Here is a 15,842-nt window from a genome sequence, read left to right on the forward strand (position 1 = left end):
TCGATGACTGGATAAAGATCGAATTGGATAAAATCTGAACAGCTATTTTGTTATCGCCAGCGGTTTGGTCTGGGTGTGGTCAGTCAGAAAGCTGCCGTCAATCGGCCGACCCTGGCCGGGTTCATTCGGGGGAATGGAAGCTCAGGCTGTAGTTCACCGCCTTGGAACCTGGGTCCAGGATATCCAGCGCGATGTGGATGGGCGTCTGCGGCGGCATTTCGCCGCGGCCCTCGAGATCGCCGCCCAGGTATTCCCCGGGCTTGAAGCGACGGCTGGCGATCAGGTGCCCGTTGAGGTCGGCAAAACGCAGCTCCAGCAGCGGAAAAGGCTGGGAGAAGGGCGCACGGTTGTAGATGATCGCGTCCACCACCAGGGCGCCGCTGAATTCCGGATGGCTGCGCACTACCAGGTTGCTGCTCTTGATCTTGGCGATGTCGACCTTGGAGGGGACGTCGCAGCCAATGACGGGGCAGATCTGCAGGAACCACGGGCGATACTGGTCCTGGCGGGCCAGTTCCTCGAAATGATAGGCGATGTACTGGCCGGCCAGGGCGGCGGCGCCGAGCAATACCAACAGGCTCCAGAGCAAGCGCCGCCCCCAGGGCGAACGGCGTTTGCGCCAGTCCAGTTGCAATGGGTCGTCGTCAAGGTCCTGGAGTACTTCGGCGCGTATGCCGGGCTCATGGCGCTCGCGTTTCTTGCGCGACGCCGCCAGCGGCTCCGGTTCATCGTCCAGGTCGTCTGTGGCGGACAGGCGCTCAAGGTGTTCGTGGGGTTCGTCATCCGGCGCGAGGCTCAGCGGGGCGACGGACTCATCCTCCGGTTCCAGCGGCTCGAGGGCGAGGGACAAGGATGGCTCGGTCCGCGGTGGTCGGGCTGGTTCGTGGGGCTCGAACGGTTCCAGCGAGGATTGGATGACGGCCTCGGCACGCTCGGTGGGAGACTCGCTGTACAGGCTGTCAGCCCACGGCTCCTGCTCGCTCGCAGGATGCTCGCGCTGGGCGCTCAGGTTGTCTTCGCGACGCCGTCCAAAGGTGTCCGGAGCCCGTTTGTCGCGCCGTTCCAGGCGAGCCAGTTCCTTGTCCAGGTCATCGAGGTCCAGCTCGGCGGCGGTCCATTGTTTCTGGCTGATTGCCCGTGGTGCTTCGACCGCCGGTTTCATCGGGGAAGTCGTGGGAGGCGCGACGTCTCTGGAGGCGCGCTGCTCCAGCAATTGCTTCGCGGCATTGAACACTTGCAGGCACGAGCCGCAACGAACCACCCCGCGTGCCACGCTCAATTGAGCATGGCTGACGCGAAAACTGGTGTGACAATGCGGGCACTGGGTGACGAAGCTGTCGGTCATGCGGCAATCCGGTCGATACAGGCGGTCATTCTAGCGCCGACGTCCGCTGATGCGCACCCAGCCATCGCGATTGGCGATTGGGTCCAGGTCGAAATCCGCGGAGTAGGCGGCAGCGACTTCTTCGCCCTGTTCGGCGAGGATGCCCGACAACGCCAGGCGTCCGCCCGGCTTGACCAGGCTCGACAGCTGTGGCGCCAAGGACACCAGCGGACCGGCCAGGATGTTCGCGACCAACACATCGGCCTGTACCTTCGGCAGATCCTGGGGCAAGTACAACGGGAAAAGCTCGTCGGCAATGTTGTTGCGCCCGGCGTTGTCGCGGGACGCTTCCAGGGCCTGGACATCGATGTCGGTGCCGACCGCTTCCTTGGCGCCCAGCAGCAGGGCAGCAATGGCCAGGATCCCCGAGCCACAGCCGAAGTCGAGCACATTGCAGCCCTTGAGGTCCTGGCCGTCCAGCCATTCCAGGCACAGCGCGGTGGTGGGGTGAGTCCCGGTGCCGAAGGCCAGGCCCGGGTCCAGCAGCAGGTTCACCGCGTCCGGTTCCGGCGCGGCATGCCAGCTTGGCACGATCCACAGGCGCTGGCCGAAACGCATCGGCTGGAAATTATCCATCCAACTGCGTTCCCAATCCTGATCTTCAATCACCTCGCTGTGATGTTCGGGCAACGGGCTGCCAGTCAGCAGCTCCAGATGGGCGAGCACGCTGGCCGCCTCGGTGCCACCTTCGAACAGCGCCAGCAAATGGGTGTGGGACCACAGGGGAGTGGTATTGAGCTCGGGCTCGAAGATCGGCTGGTCTTCGGCGTCCATGAAAGTCACCGATACGGCACCTACTTCGAGAAAAGCGTCTTCGTAGGTTTCGGCTTGTTCCGGGCTGATGGCCAGGCGTACTTGCAGCCAAGGCATGGCGGGCACCTTTGAAAAATCGACAGGGAGCAGCGTGGGGCTGCAAAGGCGCGCAGTGTACGCCAGGTCGCCGTCAAAGTGGATAAGCGAGTCAGGCGCGTCTGACCGTGGTGTTTCCATATATATATGTATGACATCGGTGTGTCGCGACGTCGATAAGGTGCCGGTCCCACACCACGAGGAAAGATGTGTATGGACACCATCACCGAGTCGAAGCGAAACAAGGACGGCGAAGCAGCGGCAACGTCCACGCCCCAGGCGATTCTGGAGAGGTTGATGCGTTGGCAGTCTGCAATCGACTCGCGACTGCAGGCCCAGATGACCCTTCTGGAAATACTGGAGCAGTATTTGCTGGTCGAGTTGCGCACGTACTATAGCGAGGGCAATGTCGACTCATATTTTATCGGCGCGCTGCTTGAGGCGGTGCTGCAGCGCACGATAGATCAAGCCCTCATGGCTTATGACGAGCAGCAGGATGCGCCTTATCGCTGGCCAGGCGGAGCCGACCAGGGCTTTTCGGCCGAGCGTCGGGATGCCGTTGCCCAGGTGGTGGAAGGTACCGCCTCGAGTTTCGTTCGGCATTACCAGGATTATCTGCGACGACATTGGGAAGCAGTCGGGCTCGACGCTTCGCTTGAAAGACTTATCCAGCAGAAACTGGATAAGCATCTGGCGGCGGTCGAAAGCGCTTTGCAGCCCGGGCAACTGGTGGGGCGGGATGTCGCGGCGCTGCGTGGGAAAATCGAAACGCTCCAGGATGGCTGGCGTCGGATGAGCCAACTGGCCGAGTTGGCTACGGCGCAAGAGCGCCAGGCGCTGGACGCATTGGCGCGCTCGCAGTTGCCGGACTGGCTGCGGGGGCTGGGCGACGCGGAACGTAAGCGGCTGGAAGTTCTCCAGGAGCAGGTTGCCGAGGCGCAGGCCCGGGTTGATGAGTTACTCGATGGCCTGGGCTCGCTGAAAGACTTCGCCCGGCACTTGGTCAAGGATTACGTCAGGCATGAATTGGACATGGACGTCGAACCTGACAGCGTTCGGGTGCAGTTGCAGTGGCAAACCGTAGTGGGTCGCCCCTTGCAAACCTACACTTTGACCGAGTTGGTAGCGGCGGGCCCAGTTCGGCCGGACGTCATATCGGTGCGCCTGGTCGAGAACGGCGGCATGTTGCGCAACCAGGCGCTTGCGCCCGAATTCGTCGCACGATTGCTGTCGGGCCTGGACGTTTCAGTCGAATATTGGCCGGCGCTTTCAAGTCGCTATGACCGCGTGGACTTGAAAATGGCCATGCTCGATTGGTTCGGCACGCGATTGCGACACGGTGCGTTTGTTGCGCGTTGCGCCGGCCAGATCACCAACGCCGACTACGAGGAGGTCCGCCAGTCCTCGCAAGAAGACGGCATCCGGCAAGTCTGCGATGTCGTACTGCCCAATGCGATGCGCTGTGCTGATCTCTTGCTGTTCTACCGTGAACATAGCCCGGGTGACGCCAGCGACTTGCTGCTGTATGCCCCCGGCAAACCGGATGGCCAGGAGTGGATCAAGTTGCCTTCGCTTCGTGCCGTGAGCGCCGAAATGGGGCTTTGGATCGAAAGCGAAGTGGGTCGCGAATACCTGTTGCAGCAGCTCTCTCCGGCTGATCGTGGGAAGGCGCGGGAATATTTTATCGGTGTGATGCACAAGCCGACTCATTGGGATCTTGGCCGGGATCCCAGGGGGCCAGTACGCGGCTTCAGGGCTTGTCTGGAGGCCGCCGTGCTGGCAGGGCTGGCAAACAACCTGTTGCAGGTGGAGTTGAGTGATTCGCCTGCCTGGTATCGCGCTTTGCCGCTTGCCAGTCGGCAAATGATCCGCGGCCTGAACCAGGAGTTCCTGGTTCATCAGAAGGTTTTCAACGAGCAGCTTGAGGGTTACGAAGTCTTCATGGACTTTGCCAAGCGTACTGTCACGCAGGCGATTGCACCTTATATGCGTAGCAAGGGCGTGGAAGAGCCGGTAGATCCTGCAACGGTCCTTATCGATTACCGCCCGGGGCTGGGAAATGACATGAAGGTCGCCAGTCTGCTGGACTTGGCTATCTATGGGTATGACGACAATTCAGGTATCGACCACCCTGCCAAAGGGGTGCGTTCCTCGATTGGGCAGGATCTGGGGCAGGTCCGCAGCGCCGATCTGGGAAGTTATATTCGACAGGCCTACCTGGGCGACCAGTACGCCAGGGAAATCCGCAGCAAGTTTCTGGATAGCCGGGCTCCAGAGTACACCAGGCGCCGCGATGCCTTTCGCTACATGCTGCTGACACGGATGGATCGTGACTTGCGAATCGTCTATGGCCAGTCGGTGTTGAGCGACGACGAATACCAATGGCTTGCACGGCAAGTCACGCTGCTGAGCCGCTGGGTGCCTGGGCGCAGGCGTGTGCATTCCACAAACCTGGTGGCGAGCGAAGGCGTGATGAATTTCACCGTCGGCGGTCATGTTGTGTTGGGGGTGTACGTTTTCGCTTATTTTGCTTCCCGGAGTGCTTACTGGTTGTATACGCCTGATGCGCCTGACGGTACCGCCTTTCGCCGATACGTTGAATTCACCGCAAGCGTGGTGACACAGCTGCATGGCTACGTGTTGGAGCGAGTCGCGCTGACCGCGCGTGACGCCGTGCGCAAATCGCTGAACGCTCTGGCGGCCGGAAGCATTCGTGTGGATGGGGTGCGCGAGCTGAACCGGGTCGTTGATATCAGCGCGCAATACGATATGTACATCGAGCGTGCGATCACCGATGTGCAAGCCATCACCACCAGCCGTGCGGAGGTGATCAAGCATCAGATCGTCAAAGGGCTGCTGTTCGCGGCTGCTCCCGTCTGCATGGTCTACCCTCCCTTTGCGCTGCTGCTGGACGTCATGTTTATCGGCATGACCTCCACGCAGGCAATCGACGCGCACAGGCAAGGCGATACGCAGGAAGCACTCGGCCACTGGCTGGCCGTGTCTTGGGGGGCGCTGTTCGCCACGCTGGGGCCATGGATGGTCGCCAAGTCGCTCGGATGGGCCATCAAGGGGCTGAATCTGCTCGTCAGGCCTATGTCGTTGGCTGCCCAGCGCTTGAGAAACGTGACCACGGTTGCCGTCAAGGAAAGCGGGCCGGCCGTCAGGGGCCTGCGTTTCAAGCCAAGCCAGGCAGTCAGGAAAACGCCTGACGACCTGCAATTGGTGACCGACGACAGTATTTTCCATGGCACCTATCGCAGTCCTCCCAGTGCCACGCAACCGCAAAGCACCTACTACATAAAAAACGCGGGCAAGTATTACCAAGTCAGGAAGGATGCTTATTTCGACGGTTTGTGCCTGGTGGACGCTCGCCGTCCCGGTGCGTTTTACAAGCTTCCCATACGCCGGGTGGCGGAGGGCAAGTGGGTACACAACCCGGTTGGCCTGAGAGGGGGGAGCGATGAGGTGCGCAACCTGGGGCGAGTGAGGGATTTGCGTGAGGCGTTCCCAGGGCATGTTTCCCCGGATGTGACAAGGGGAGCGCTCCAGGGTGAAGCCGTAGTGGCAAGGTTCAGCGAGGCAGCGGCGGACAACTACCTGTTCTCGCTTAACGCGCAGACATGCGTGGTCGCTTCGTTGTACAACCCGGCCACTCGGATGGGGGCGGTGATTCATTTCGATCACAATATCCGCGCGCTGATCGAACGCAGTATTCGCGAGGTGAAGCAGCGCCTGGGGGGGGCAGCCAGGAACATTCGCGCTACCTTGGTGGGGGGCGACTGGTTGACGGGAACGGACATCGGCGAACCGGTCAGGCTGATGATGCGGCGCCAAGGCCTGCAGCCTACCTGGGATCATTGGTCGTACTCTTCCTGCTTCGGCAACACCTATGGTGTTGCACTCGATTTGCGCACGGGAGTCACTTCCGTGTTCAAGACTTCACAGGATCTGGTCGAGCGCTACTACACGCCCGTGCTGGCGAGGGCCAGGCTTGGCACCGATCCGGTATCGGTGCGGGCGCGTAAATTCATGAAGCGCGTGCGCAGCGAGCCGTTGATGGCAACCGCCAACGGGGCCGTTCGCACCCTGCAGGGCAGGCCGGCGACGGCGGCACAGCTTGCCTTGAACGAGTTCTCCATGGTTGTGCTGAGCTGATTGCGAGGCAAAAAAAGACCCCGGCCAATTGGGCCGGGGTCTTTTTTAATCCACTTGAAACATCAGTGCTGGTTGCCCAGCTTGTGTTCCAGGTAGTGGATATTGACGCCGCCTTTGCAGAAGCCTTCGTCACGGACGAGGTCGCGGTGCAGCGGGATGTTGGTCTTGATCCCGTCTACGACGATCTCATCCAGCGCATTGCGCATGCGCGCCATGGCTTCGTCACGCGTCGCCCCGTAGGTGATCAGCTTGCCGATCAACGAGTCGTAGTTCGGCGGAACCGCATAACCGCTGTACAGGTGCGAATCGACGCGAACGCCATTGCCACCCGGTGCATGGAAATGCTTGACCGTACCAGGGCTTGGCATGAAGGTCTTCGGATCTTCGGCGTTGATCCGGCACTCCAGCGAGTGACCGCGGATGACGACGTCATCCTGTGTGAACGACAGCTTGTTGCCGGCGGCGATGCTGAGCATCTCCTTGACGATGTCGATACCGGTGACCATTTCCGAAACCGGGTGCTCCACCTGAACACGGGTGTTCATTTCGATGAAGTAGAAGCGACCGTTTTCGTAGAGGAACTCGAAGGTACCGGCGCCGCGATAGCCGATGTCGATACAGGCCTTGACGCAACGCGCCAGGACTTCCTGGCGAGCCTGCTCGTCGATGCCCGGTGCCGGCGCTTCTTCGAGGACCTTCTGGTGACGACGCTGCAGCGAGCAATCGCGGTCGCCCAGGTGAATCGCCTGGCCTTGGCCGTCGGACAATACCTGGACTTCGACGTGACGCGGGTTGGTCAGGAATTTTTCCAGGTAGACCATCGGGTTGCCGAACGCCGCGCCTGCTTCGGAGCGGGTCAGTTTCGCCGAGGAAATCAGGTCTTCTTCCTTGTGCACCACGCGCATGCCACGACCACCGCCGCCGCCGGCCGCCTTGATGATCACCGGATAACCGACTTCACGACCGATGCGCAAAGCGGTTTCTTCGTCTTCAGGCAGCGGGCCGTCGGAGCCTGGAACGGTAGGCACGCCGGCAGCGATCATGGCGTGCTTGGCCGAAACCTTGTCGCCCATCAGGCGGATGGTCTCGGCTTTCGGACCGATGAAGGCAAAACCGGAGTTCTCGACCTGTTCGGCGAAGTCGGCGTTTTCCGCCAGGAAACCGTAGCCAGGGTGAATGGCAGTGGCGCCGGTCACTTCGGCGGCGGCGATGATCGCCGGGATATGCAAGTAAGAGTGCGCAGCCGACGCCGGACCGATGCAGACGGATTCGTCCGCCAGGCCCAGGTGCATCAGTTCTTTGTCGGCCTTGGAGTAAACGGCGACGGTCTTGATGCCCATCTCTTTGCAGGCACGCAGAATCCGCAGGGCGATCTCACCGCGGTTAGCGATCAGAACTTTTTCCAACTTCGCAGTCATCAAAGGCTCTCCGCGGTTCAAACGATGGTGAACAGCGGTTGGTCGTACTCAACCGGCTGGCCGTCTTCGACGAGGATGGACTCGATCACACCGCTGGTTTCAGCTTCGATGTGGTTCATCATCTTCATGGCTTCGACGATGCACAGGGTGTCGCCTTTCTTCACGGTCTGGCCCACTTCAACGAAGGACGGCGAGGTTGGCGAAGACTTGCGATAGAACGTGCCCACCATTGGCGAACGGGCAACGGTGCCGTTCAGCGCGGGTGCCGCAGGAGCGGCTGGCGCTGCGGCGGCGGCCGGAGCTGCTGCCGGAGCAGGTGCGGCGGCTGGAGCCTGCATCGGGGCCGGTGCATAGAACTGCTGGGCCGGGGTCTTGCTGTGGCGGCTGATGCGTACGGACTCTTCGCCTTCCTTGATCTCGAGCTCGTCGATGCCGGACTCTTCCAGCAACTCGATCAGTTTCTTAACTTTACGGATATCCATGAATCATCAACTCCCAAGGGTCGGTCAGGGGCGTTTAACGCTTGTTGTTCAAGCTGTTGCCTGTTTTTCAAGCTGCTCTAGGGCGGCCTCCAGGGCCAGTCGGTAACCGCTGGCGCCAAGGCCGCAGATCACTCCCACCGCTACATCGGAGAAGTAGGAGTGATGGCGGAAAGCTTCGCGTTTGTGCACGTTGGACAAATGCACTTCGATGAATGGGATGCTCACTGCCAGCAGCGCGTCACGTAATGCGACGCTTGTGTGTGTAAAAGCTGCTGGGTTGATCAAAATGAAGTCCACGCCTTCGTCTCGCGCGGCATGGATGCGGTCGATCAATTCGTATTCGGCATTGCTTTGCAGATAGAGCAAATGATGGCCGGCCGTGCGGGCCCGCTGTTCCAGGTCCTGGTTGATCTGGGCCAGTGTCACGGCGCCGTAGACGCCCGGTTCACGCGTGCCAAGCAGGTTCAGGTTGGGTCCGTGCAGGACCAAAAGGGTCGCCATCTGCTGTTCCTTGTTCTCTGTGAGCAGGTGTCAGAACCCGGAGACTATGCCGCAAAGCCTTTATGACTGTCCAGTTCTCTGCAATAGCCAGCACGTTGACCGATGTTTACGCGAAATTTGTGACCCGGCCCCCTGATCCGGTCATACGGTTGGAGCCGAACCCTATGGGAGCGAGCTTGCTCGCGGTGACGGCTGCACATCCAACATCGATGCAAGCTGACCCACCGCTATCGAGCAAGCTCGCGCCTTCATTCAATCTGTTGGACTTGAACGCAAATAGATCTTCACGGGTGTGTAGTCGACACCCCCGGCATGTCGATAGAGGGTGTCGCTGTGGTAGGCATAGACTTCCTTATCAACTGACACCGTAATCGTCGATTCCTGGATGTCGACGGTTATTGAGTCATCCCGAGTGACAAGGAATGGCGTCGCGGTTTTCAGCTCGGCAAGGATGTCGCTGTCGGCTGCCAAGGTTCGATAGACGTAGTAGCGATAACTGAAAGGGACCGTTGCTCCGCCACGATCATCCTTTACGCCATAGATAAATGCTCCGTTGGACAAAGGTTTTCGCAAGACGACCTCTGTCAGTTGGGGCATGTTCCGAGGGAAGAAACACAGCCAACTGATGCAAGCCAGGGCAAGGGCAAGCAATGCACATAACACAGCGAGATAGGCGGGCTTTTTAGTAGTTTCTGAACTTGGCATGTTTTATCCCCTCCTTGATCCATCGTTGATCGGCCGGATCGTCGCCGAAAGGGGCTTGCCCCCACCATGTGCCGAACTCTACCGCGGTTGATCCTGCTCGGCTCTGGGCCAGGCCTGCTGCTCGTAAAAGAACGTCTTCGCTGAAGCCTGCTGCGGTTCCGGTGGCACCGTAGTTGAAATTTCCAAAGGCTTCGTATTCGGCGGATAGTTGCTTGTAGTCCCAAGGTCCGCGATTTCTGACTTGGGTGTAAAACCACGAGTAGATAAAAGCCGATCCAGCTTTCAGAACGTTTTTTTTATGAAATGCCACTGCCATATTTTCTTCGACAGAAACGCCGGGTGGCGACGCAGGTACCCTCATTGCATGCTCCTTTTGCAATTTCTTGAGGGGGCGGGAGCCTAACATGAAGAGGGTCGTTACAAATTTCCGTAGCCTGCTCCATGCCACAAACCCCATCGGGGCTGCGCAGCAGCCCCAAGACCATTCAATACCGTGTATCGGAAAAAACAGTAGGCAGGTTCTACGATTGCCGGGCAGCCGAGCGGGAGCAAGCTCCCTCGCCACAGTAGTTAATAGAGTTTCTGGGTGTTAAACCCGAAAGGCCTGCACAGCGGTATGCAGCCGCCCACCTAGCACCAGTAGGTTATCGCCCTGTTCCCGGCCTTGGCCGATGCGTAGCAGGTTATCGCCGCCCAGCTGATGAATCCGCTCGCTGTGATCGCGAATCTCGCTGACGGCGCCGCTTTGCTGGGCGGTGACGTCGGCGATGCGGACCGCCGTGTCGGCGATGGTCTGGATGGCACCGACGATTTCATCCAATGCGCCGTCGGCTGCCTGGGCCTGGCTGGCGGTGGCTTCGGCATGTTCGACCTGGGCACGCATGCCGTCCACCGATTGGCGCGCGGCCAGTTGCAAGCGGGCGATCAGGGTCTGGATTTCGGCGGTGGCGCCGGCCGTGCGTTGGGCCAGGGAGCGGACTTCCTCGGCTACCACCGCAAAGCCCCGGCCCATTTCTCCGGCGCGGGCGGCTTCGATGGCGGCGTTGAGGGCCAGCAGGTTGGTCTGGTCGGCAATCGAGCGAATGACCGTCAACACGCCGCCAATGGTTGCCGACTCCTCGGCCAGTTGCTCGATCATCTGCGCATTGCCTTGCACTTCGCCCACCAGCGCATGGAGGCCGGCCAGACTCAAGCCGATGACCTGTTGGCCATGCTCCACGGCGTTGCCGGCGCTGCGACTGGCCTGCGCGGCCTGGCTGGCATCGCCGGCCACCTGCTGGATGGTCGCTTCCAGTTCGCTGAGCGAGTCGCGGATCAGTGCGGTGTCGCCGGCCTGGTCCTCGGCGCCGCTGTGCAATTCGCCGCTCAACTCGGCCAGGGCGCGACTGCTCCCCGCGACCTGTTCGGCATTCACTCGAATGGTGCCCACCAGGTCCACCAGATAAGCGCGCAGACGATTGAGCGAGGCCTCGATGTCTTGCAATTCGCGGTTGCTGGCGCCCACATGGATATCCCGGCTGAAATCCCCTTCGGCCCAGGTCGACAGGGCTGGCGCCAAATGCGTCAAGGTGCGTGCCAGGCGTCGCTGCAAGGTGTCGATGAGCAGCGCGATCAACAGGATCAGGCCGATCATCACGCCCTGGATCAAGCGAACCTCCCCCTGGATCTGCCCATGCTGGGCGCGTACTGCCGGCTCCAATGTGTCGACGGCCCTCTGCACATCCGCAATTTTCAGATGCGTGGCGCTGCTCAGCTCGGTGCGCTTCTGGATCAGTTCCCGGGTGCGGGCCAACTCTGCGGGGTAGCGGCCGAGCAAGCTGTTGAGTTCGCGCTTGAGGGCGATGCCGGCGTCTTCGGCGACGGTTTTTTCCTGGGTTTCCAGGCCCATCAACGCGGCAAAATCATCGCTGCCCGATTGGCTGCTGGCGGTGACGCCGAGCAGTGGCAAGTTATCCAGCTGCTGCGCCTGGGCGCGGATACTCGTCAGTTCCCGCTCGACATCGGCGGCCAGTTCGCTGCGGCCGCTGCTGACCAGTTTGTCCCGCGCCAGGGACAACCGGCCCAGGTGCTGCGAAGCGGCAAACAACGGAGGCAAGTAGGCCGGGGCGCCGTTGGCGTATTGGGCGATCTGATCGAGACTGGCGCTCAGCTCCCGCTCTGCCTGCAGCAACAGCGCCTGGGGATCGCCGGCCAGTTTGCCGGCGGCCAGCAGATCAGTCTTGCTGAAGCTGTCGAGGTTCGACAGGCTGGGGCGCAGGGCCTTGGCCAGGTCCGGCGGGAACTGGTCCAGCTCCTTTTGCAGGCTCTCCAGCGCTTGGGTGGCCGCGCTGAGGCGCAGGGCGTCGCCGCTGGCCAGGTAATCCTCGATGTTGCGCGCCACTTCGCCCTGGAACTGCCGGGACAGGCCCAAGTAACGTTCCATCAGCAGGTAAGGTCGCTCCAGAGCAATTTGCGACCACCAAAGGGTCGCGCCAAGGCCAAGGCACACGGCAACTAAAAGAAGGGTGTTGAGATTGGTGAGCAGCTTCAGGCGCATCAAGGGTCTACCGAGGGCAGAATCGTAAGTGCCTGAAGTTATTGCGTTTGCGTTACACGTTTATGACCGAATCGGTGGATTCCGATGAAAAGGTGGCATTTTGCTTTGATTGCCTGGCGCTCTGTACCCTGTTTCGTCCTGCATGCTTGGCGCGGTACAGCGCTTCATCTGCCTGGCTGGCCATCATCAGGCTGTCGGACGCTTCGCTCATTTCCACGACCCCGGCGCTGAAGGTGCACCACAAATCCTGGGGTTGGGCCGGGTAATGGATCTCGGCGAAGCGCTGGCGGATTTCGTCCAGTACCTTGCAAGCCGCGTCAATGTCGGTGTCCGGCATGACGATGGCGAACTCTTCACCGCCGTAGCGCCCGATGAAATCGGTCTTGCGCAGGCGCTGCTTGAGAAACAGCGCCAGGCTCTTGATGACTCGGTCGCCCATGGGGTGGCCGTGGCTGTCATTGACTCGCTTGAAATGGTCGATGTCCAGCATGGCGAAGCTCAGGGGCTTGCCTTCGCGGCGGGCGCGGAAACTGCAGTCTTCGAGCAACTGCAGGATGTGGGTGTGGTTGTAGAGACCGGTGAGGCTGTCGCGCACCATCCGCGCCTTGAGATTGCGCGCCCGGGCAGCGCGGTTGCGCACGGTGGTGATCAGGTGCCGGGGCTTGATCGGCTTGGTCAGGAAATCGTCGCCGCCTTCGCTCATGGCGTCGAGCTGCTTGTCGAGGTCGTCTTCGGCGGACAAGTAGATGATCGGCACGCTGACATACCGGTCGTTGTGGCGAATCACCTTGGCCAGTTCCGTGCCGGTGCAGGCGGGCATGTACATGTCGAGGATGATCAGGTCGGGCTGGAAGTCCGCCAGCTCGGCCATGGCCTGGATCGGCTCGATCAATGTCCGGGTGACGATGCCGGCGCTGTTGAGCAGGCGCTCGGTGTGCAAGGCCTGGGCGCGGGAATCATCGATGATCAGCACTTTATAAGGTTCGTACTGGGCGACGCAGGTCAGCACTTCGATCTTTTCCAACAGGCTCGATGCTTCGAGCGTGCCGGTGAGAAACTCCTGGCCACCGGCGCGCACCGCCGCCAGGCGGGTGGGCGTATCGGTTTCAAGCAGGCTGAAGAAGAGCAGTGGAATGGCCTGGTCGAGTCCTTCCTGGGCTTGGGCCGCCAACGTCAGGCCCACCCCAGGGCCGCTGAAATCCACATCCATGACGATCGCCGCGGGCAGGCGCTCGACCATCGAGGCGCGGAACGCCGCGACACTGTTCAATGCATGGGCGCTGAGTCCGAAGAACTCCAATTGCTTGGCCAGCCGTTCGGCGCGGTCATGGTCTTGCAGCATCACGTAGATGGGCTTGCGCAACGGCGGCAGGAAGGTCTGCTCGAGTTGGTCGCCATGGCGCAAGCCGGTGCGGGACAGGCGCTGCATCAAGCGATTGATGTCGGTGATCAATTGGCTGCTCAGGCGCCCGCGATTGGCATCCACCGCCTGCAACGACTCGCTGATGCCTTGGGCAAGCTGGCAATGCTCGGGCTGTTCGAAACGCTCGGCAAAGCGCAGCAGGCGCAGATTGGCTTCGCTGAGCTCGGACAGGTCGTTACTCGACCACTCGCTGCGTTGCAGGCGCTGCCATATCTCGAGGATCTGGCGAGCCTGATGAATTACCCGCTGGGCAAAGTGGTGCTTGAGGCGCTCACGGCTGGGGTCTTCTGACTCGGTCATATCCTGACTACTAGTAAGGGGCATGCTGAGGTCGACTGGTGGCTCTATGCTAGCACCTCTTTTCCCTTACATGAGTGTCGTACGTCAATAAACTGCCAAGAGATGCAATTCAGTTTCTGACCGTACGGTCTTTGGTTGGCTGCCCGATACGCCTAAAGAGCCGAAAATAAAGGGCTGCAGGGCGCTAACGGACTGTTTTCCCAATCGCTTCGGTGTGTAGATGAGCATGATTCGATTGGGCATCTGGCTGCCTGACGATTTGGCTCGCTCCTGATTCATGGCGGGCGGGGTTAAGGGAAACCCTTAGGTTTCTGTTGGTCGGGTGGCGTTAATTTTCCCATAAGCCCAACGACGGATGCCGGCCAAGGCACGTTGATGTAAGGTTGTGGTCGAACCGTGAACTCAAGTGATTGAAGGAACATCGCCATGCTGGACTGGAAGAACCGCGCGGGCAGCGCGCCTGAACGCGCCGCCGAGCCGAAATCGGACACCCGCAGCTACCTGGGCGGGCTGTTTTTCAGCCGGGCACTGGCCACGCTCATTGGTTTGTATCTGCTGGTCACCATTGCGGTGGGCTGGTACTGGAGTCAGGAGCCGGCGCTGTTTCCCGTGCAGCAGAACGCCCAGGCGGCGGCCGAAAGGGACGGCAGGCAAATGGTGGTTGGCTACACCACCGTCGAAACCCTCAAGACTGTGGCCGGCACCTTGCTGACCAAGCAGGGCGGCTACATTTCCAATGACCGCTTCCCGCCGGGCCTGTGGATGGACAACATGCCGAGCTGGGAATACGGCGTGCTGGTGCAGGTTCGCGACCTCAGCCGCGCCCTGCGCAAGGATTTCGCCCGTTCGCAGTCACAGTCCGCGGAAGATGCCGACCTTGCCAAGGCCGAACCGCGTTTCAACTTCGACAACCGCAGCTGGGTGCTGCCCTCCAGTGAGTCGGAGTACCAGGAAGGCATCAACTCCCTGAGCCGTTACCAGGCGCGCCTCTCCGATCCAGCACAAAAGAGCGCATTGTTCTATGCCCGCGCCGACAACCTGAACAACTGGCTGGGTGACGTCGGCACTCGCCTGGGTTCGCTGTCCCAGCGTCTGTCCGCCAGCGTTGGCCGGGTCAAGCTCAATACTTCGCTGAAAACCGAAGTTCCGGCGCCGGGCCAAGTGCCGCAGGTCGACGAAGAAGTGGTTGAAACGCCATGGCTGCAAATCGACAACGTGTTCTACGAAGCCCGCGGCCAAGCCTGGGCGCTGTCTCATCTGCTGAGGGCTATCGAAGTTGACTTTGCCGATGTGCTGGCCAAGAAGAACGCCACGGTCAGCGTGCGGCAGATCATTCGCGAGCTGGAAGCCTCGCAAGAGCCGGTCTGGAGCCCGATGATCCTCAACGGCAGCGGCTTCGGTGTATTGGCGAACCATTCGCTGGTCATGGCCAACTACATCTCCCGAGCCAACGCAGCGGTAATCGACCTGCGGCAGTTGCTGAACCAGGGCTGATCGATGGACGAAAGTGGTCGGGACGCCGCTCACCGCGCGGCTTCGGATGCAGAGCTCATTGCCTGGGTCGATGAACAGGACAACCTGCTCGGCAGCCTGGTGCGCTCGGACCTGCGCGAACGAGGGCTGATCGGGCGCGGCACCTACATCATGCTGTTCAACTCTGTTGGTGAATTGTGCGTTCATCGCCGGACCCTGAGCAAAGCGATCTATCCCGGTTATTGGGACGTCGCGGCCGGAGGCATGGTGCAGGCGCACGAGAGCTACGCCGAATCGGCGGCCCGCGAGCTTGCCGAAGAGCTTGGCGTCAGCGGCGTGGAACTGGTCGCCCACGATCATTTCTATTTCGAAGACACCGGCAGCCGCCTGTGGTGCTCGGCGTTCTCGGCCGTGTGGGACGGCCCGCTGGTGCTACAGCCCGAAGAAGTGCTGGAGGCGCGTTTCCTGCCCGTCGAGCAAGTGCTCGATGAAATCCGCCACAAGCCTTATTGTCCAGACTCCCTGGCGGCCCTTGGGCGCTATTTGCGTGCCCGCGAATGCGGTGTCGCAAAGAAGCTGTAAATTGGCGCCGATTGGCCCTTAGCAAGTCGCC

General features: G+C 60.8%; 12 protein-coding genes. 3 read left to right on the top strand and 9 right to left on the bottom strand.

Features of this window, described 5'->3' with window-relative positions:
- Nucleotides 1–121 precede the first annotated feature (121 nt).
- Complete coding sequence (locus VQ575_RS03295) at nt 122–1,345, bottom strand: DUF3426 domain-containing protein (protein ID WP_325919070.1); 1,224 nt, start codon at nt 1,343–1,345, stop codon at nt 122–124.
- Nucleotides 1,346–1,375: 30 nt separating this feature from the next.
- Nucleotides 1,376–2,254 carry a 50S ribosomal protein L11 methyltransferase gene (prmA, locus tag VQ575_RS03300; protein WP_039593522.1) on the bottom strand — a complete coding sequence of 293 codons (879 nt, stop codon included), beginning with the start codon at nt 2,252–2,254 and terminating at the stop codon, nt 1,376–1,378.
- 192 nt (nt 2,255–2,446) lie between these two features.
- On the opposite strand from prmA, the gene VQ575_RS03305 reads away from it, so the two are divergent.
- Entirely contained in the window at nt 2,447–6,391 is a 3,945-nt protein-coding gene (locus tag VQ575_RS03305; RefSeq protein WP_325919072.1) for a type III effector 1, read from the top strand.
- A gap of 62 nt (nt 6,392–6,453) precedes the next feature.
- Here the strand turns inward: VQ575_RS03305 and accC are convergent, their stop codons facing one another.
- From accC to VQ575_RS03340, 7 genes are all read right to left on the bottom strand, one after another.
- The gene (accC, locus tag VQ575_RS03310; RefSeq protein WP_039593524.1) at nt 6,454–7,809 is read right to left on the bottom strand and encodes an acetyl-CoA carboxylase biotin carboxylase subunit; all 1,356 of its coding nucleotides are present in this window, start codon (nt 7,807–7,809) and stop codon (nt 6,454–6,456) included.
- A 17-nt stretch (nt 7,810–7,826) separates the two neighbouring features.
- Nucleotides 7,827–8,291, bottom strand: coding sequence for an acetyl-CoA carboxylase biotin carboxyl carrier protein (gene accB / locus VQ575_RS03315; protein ID WP_039593525.1), 465 nt, complete (start codon nt 8,289–8,291; stop codon nt 7,827–7,829).
- A gap of 48 nt (nt 8,292–8,339) precedes the next feature.
- Nucleotides 8,340–8,792 (bottom strand): type II 3-dehydroquinate dehydratase, encoded by a 453-nt coding sequence (aroQ, locus tag VQ575_RS03320; protein WP_039593526.1) that lies wholly within the window; start codon nt 8,790–8,792, stop codon nt 8,340–8,342.
- A 252-nt stretch (nt 8,793–9,044) separates the two neighbouring features.
- Entirely contained in the window at nt 9,045–9,497 is a 453-nt protein-coding gene (locus VQ575_RS03325; protein ID WP_325919074.1) for a hypothetical protein, read from the bottom strand.
- Nucleotides 9,475–9,858, bottom strand: coding sequence for a polymorphic toxin type 44 domain-containing protein (locus VQ575_RS03330; protein WP_411829924.1), 384 nt, complete (start codon nt 9,856–9,858; stop codon nt 9,475–9,477). The genes VQ575_RS03325 and VQ575_RS03330 overlap by 23 nt, the downstream gene beginning before the upstream one ends.
- A gap of 228 nt (nt 9,859–10,086) precedes the next feature.
- On the bottom strand, nt 10,087–12,033 hold the full coding sequence (locus VQ575_RS03335) for a methyl-accepting chemotaxis protein (protein WP_198724154.1): 1,947 nt from the start codon (nt 12,031–12,033) through the stop codon (nt 10,087–10,089).
- Between the two features lie 52 nt (nt 12,034–12,085).
- Complete coding sequence (locus VQ575_RS03340; protein WP_039593529.1) at nt 12,086–13,756, bottom strand: GGDEF domain-containing response regulator; 1,671 nt, start codon at nt 13,754–13,756, stop codon at nt 12,086–12,088.
- 426 nt (nt 13,757–14,182) lie between these two features.
- On the opposite strand from VQ575_RS03340, the gene VQ575_RS03345 reads away from it, so the two are divergent.
- Together VQ575_RS03345 and VQ575_RS03350 are read left to right on the top strand one after the other, a co-directional pair.
- Nucleotides 14,183–15,250 (top strand): DUF2333 family protein, encoded by a 1,068-nt coding sequence (locus VQ575_RS03345; RefSeq protein ID WP_045155031.1) that lies wholly within the window; start codon nt 14,183–14,185, stop codon nt 15,248–15,250.
- 3 nt (nt 15,251–15,253) lie between these two features.
- Nucleotides 15,254–15,811 (top strand): NUDIX hydrolase, encoded by a 558-nt coding sequence (locus VQ575_RS03350; RefSeq protein ID WP_039593531.1) that lies wholly within the window; start codon nt 15,254–15,256, stop codon nt 15,809–15,811.
- Nucleotides 15,812–15,842: the final 31 nt, after the last annotated feature.

It is taken from the genome of Pseudomonas frederiksbergensis, assembly GCF_035751725.1.
GTDB lineage: Bacteria > Pseudomonadota > Gammaproteobacteria > Pseudomonadales > Pseudomonadaceae > Aquipseudomonas > Aquipseudomonas frederiksbergensis_A.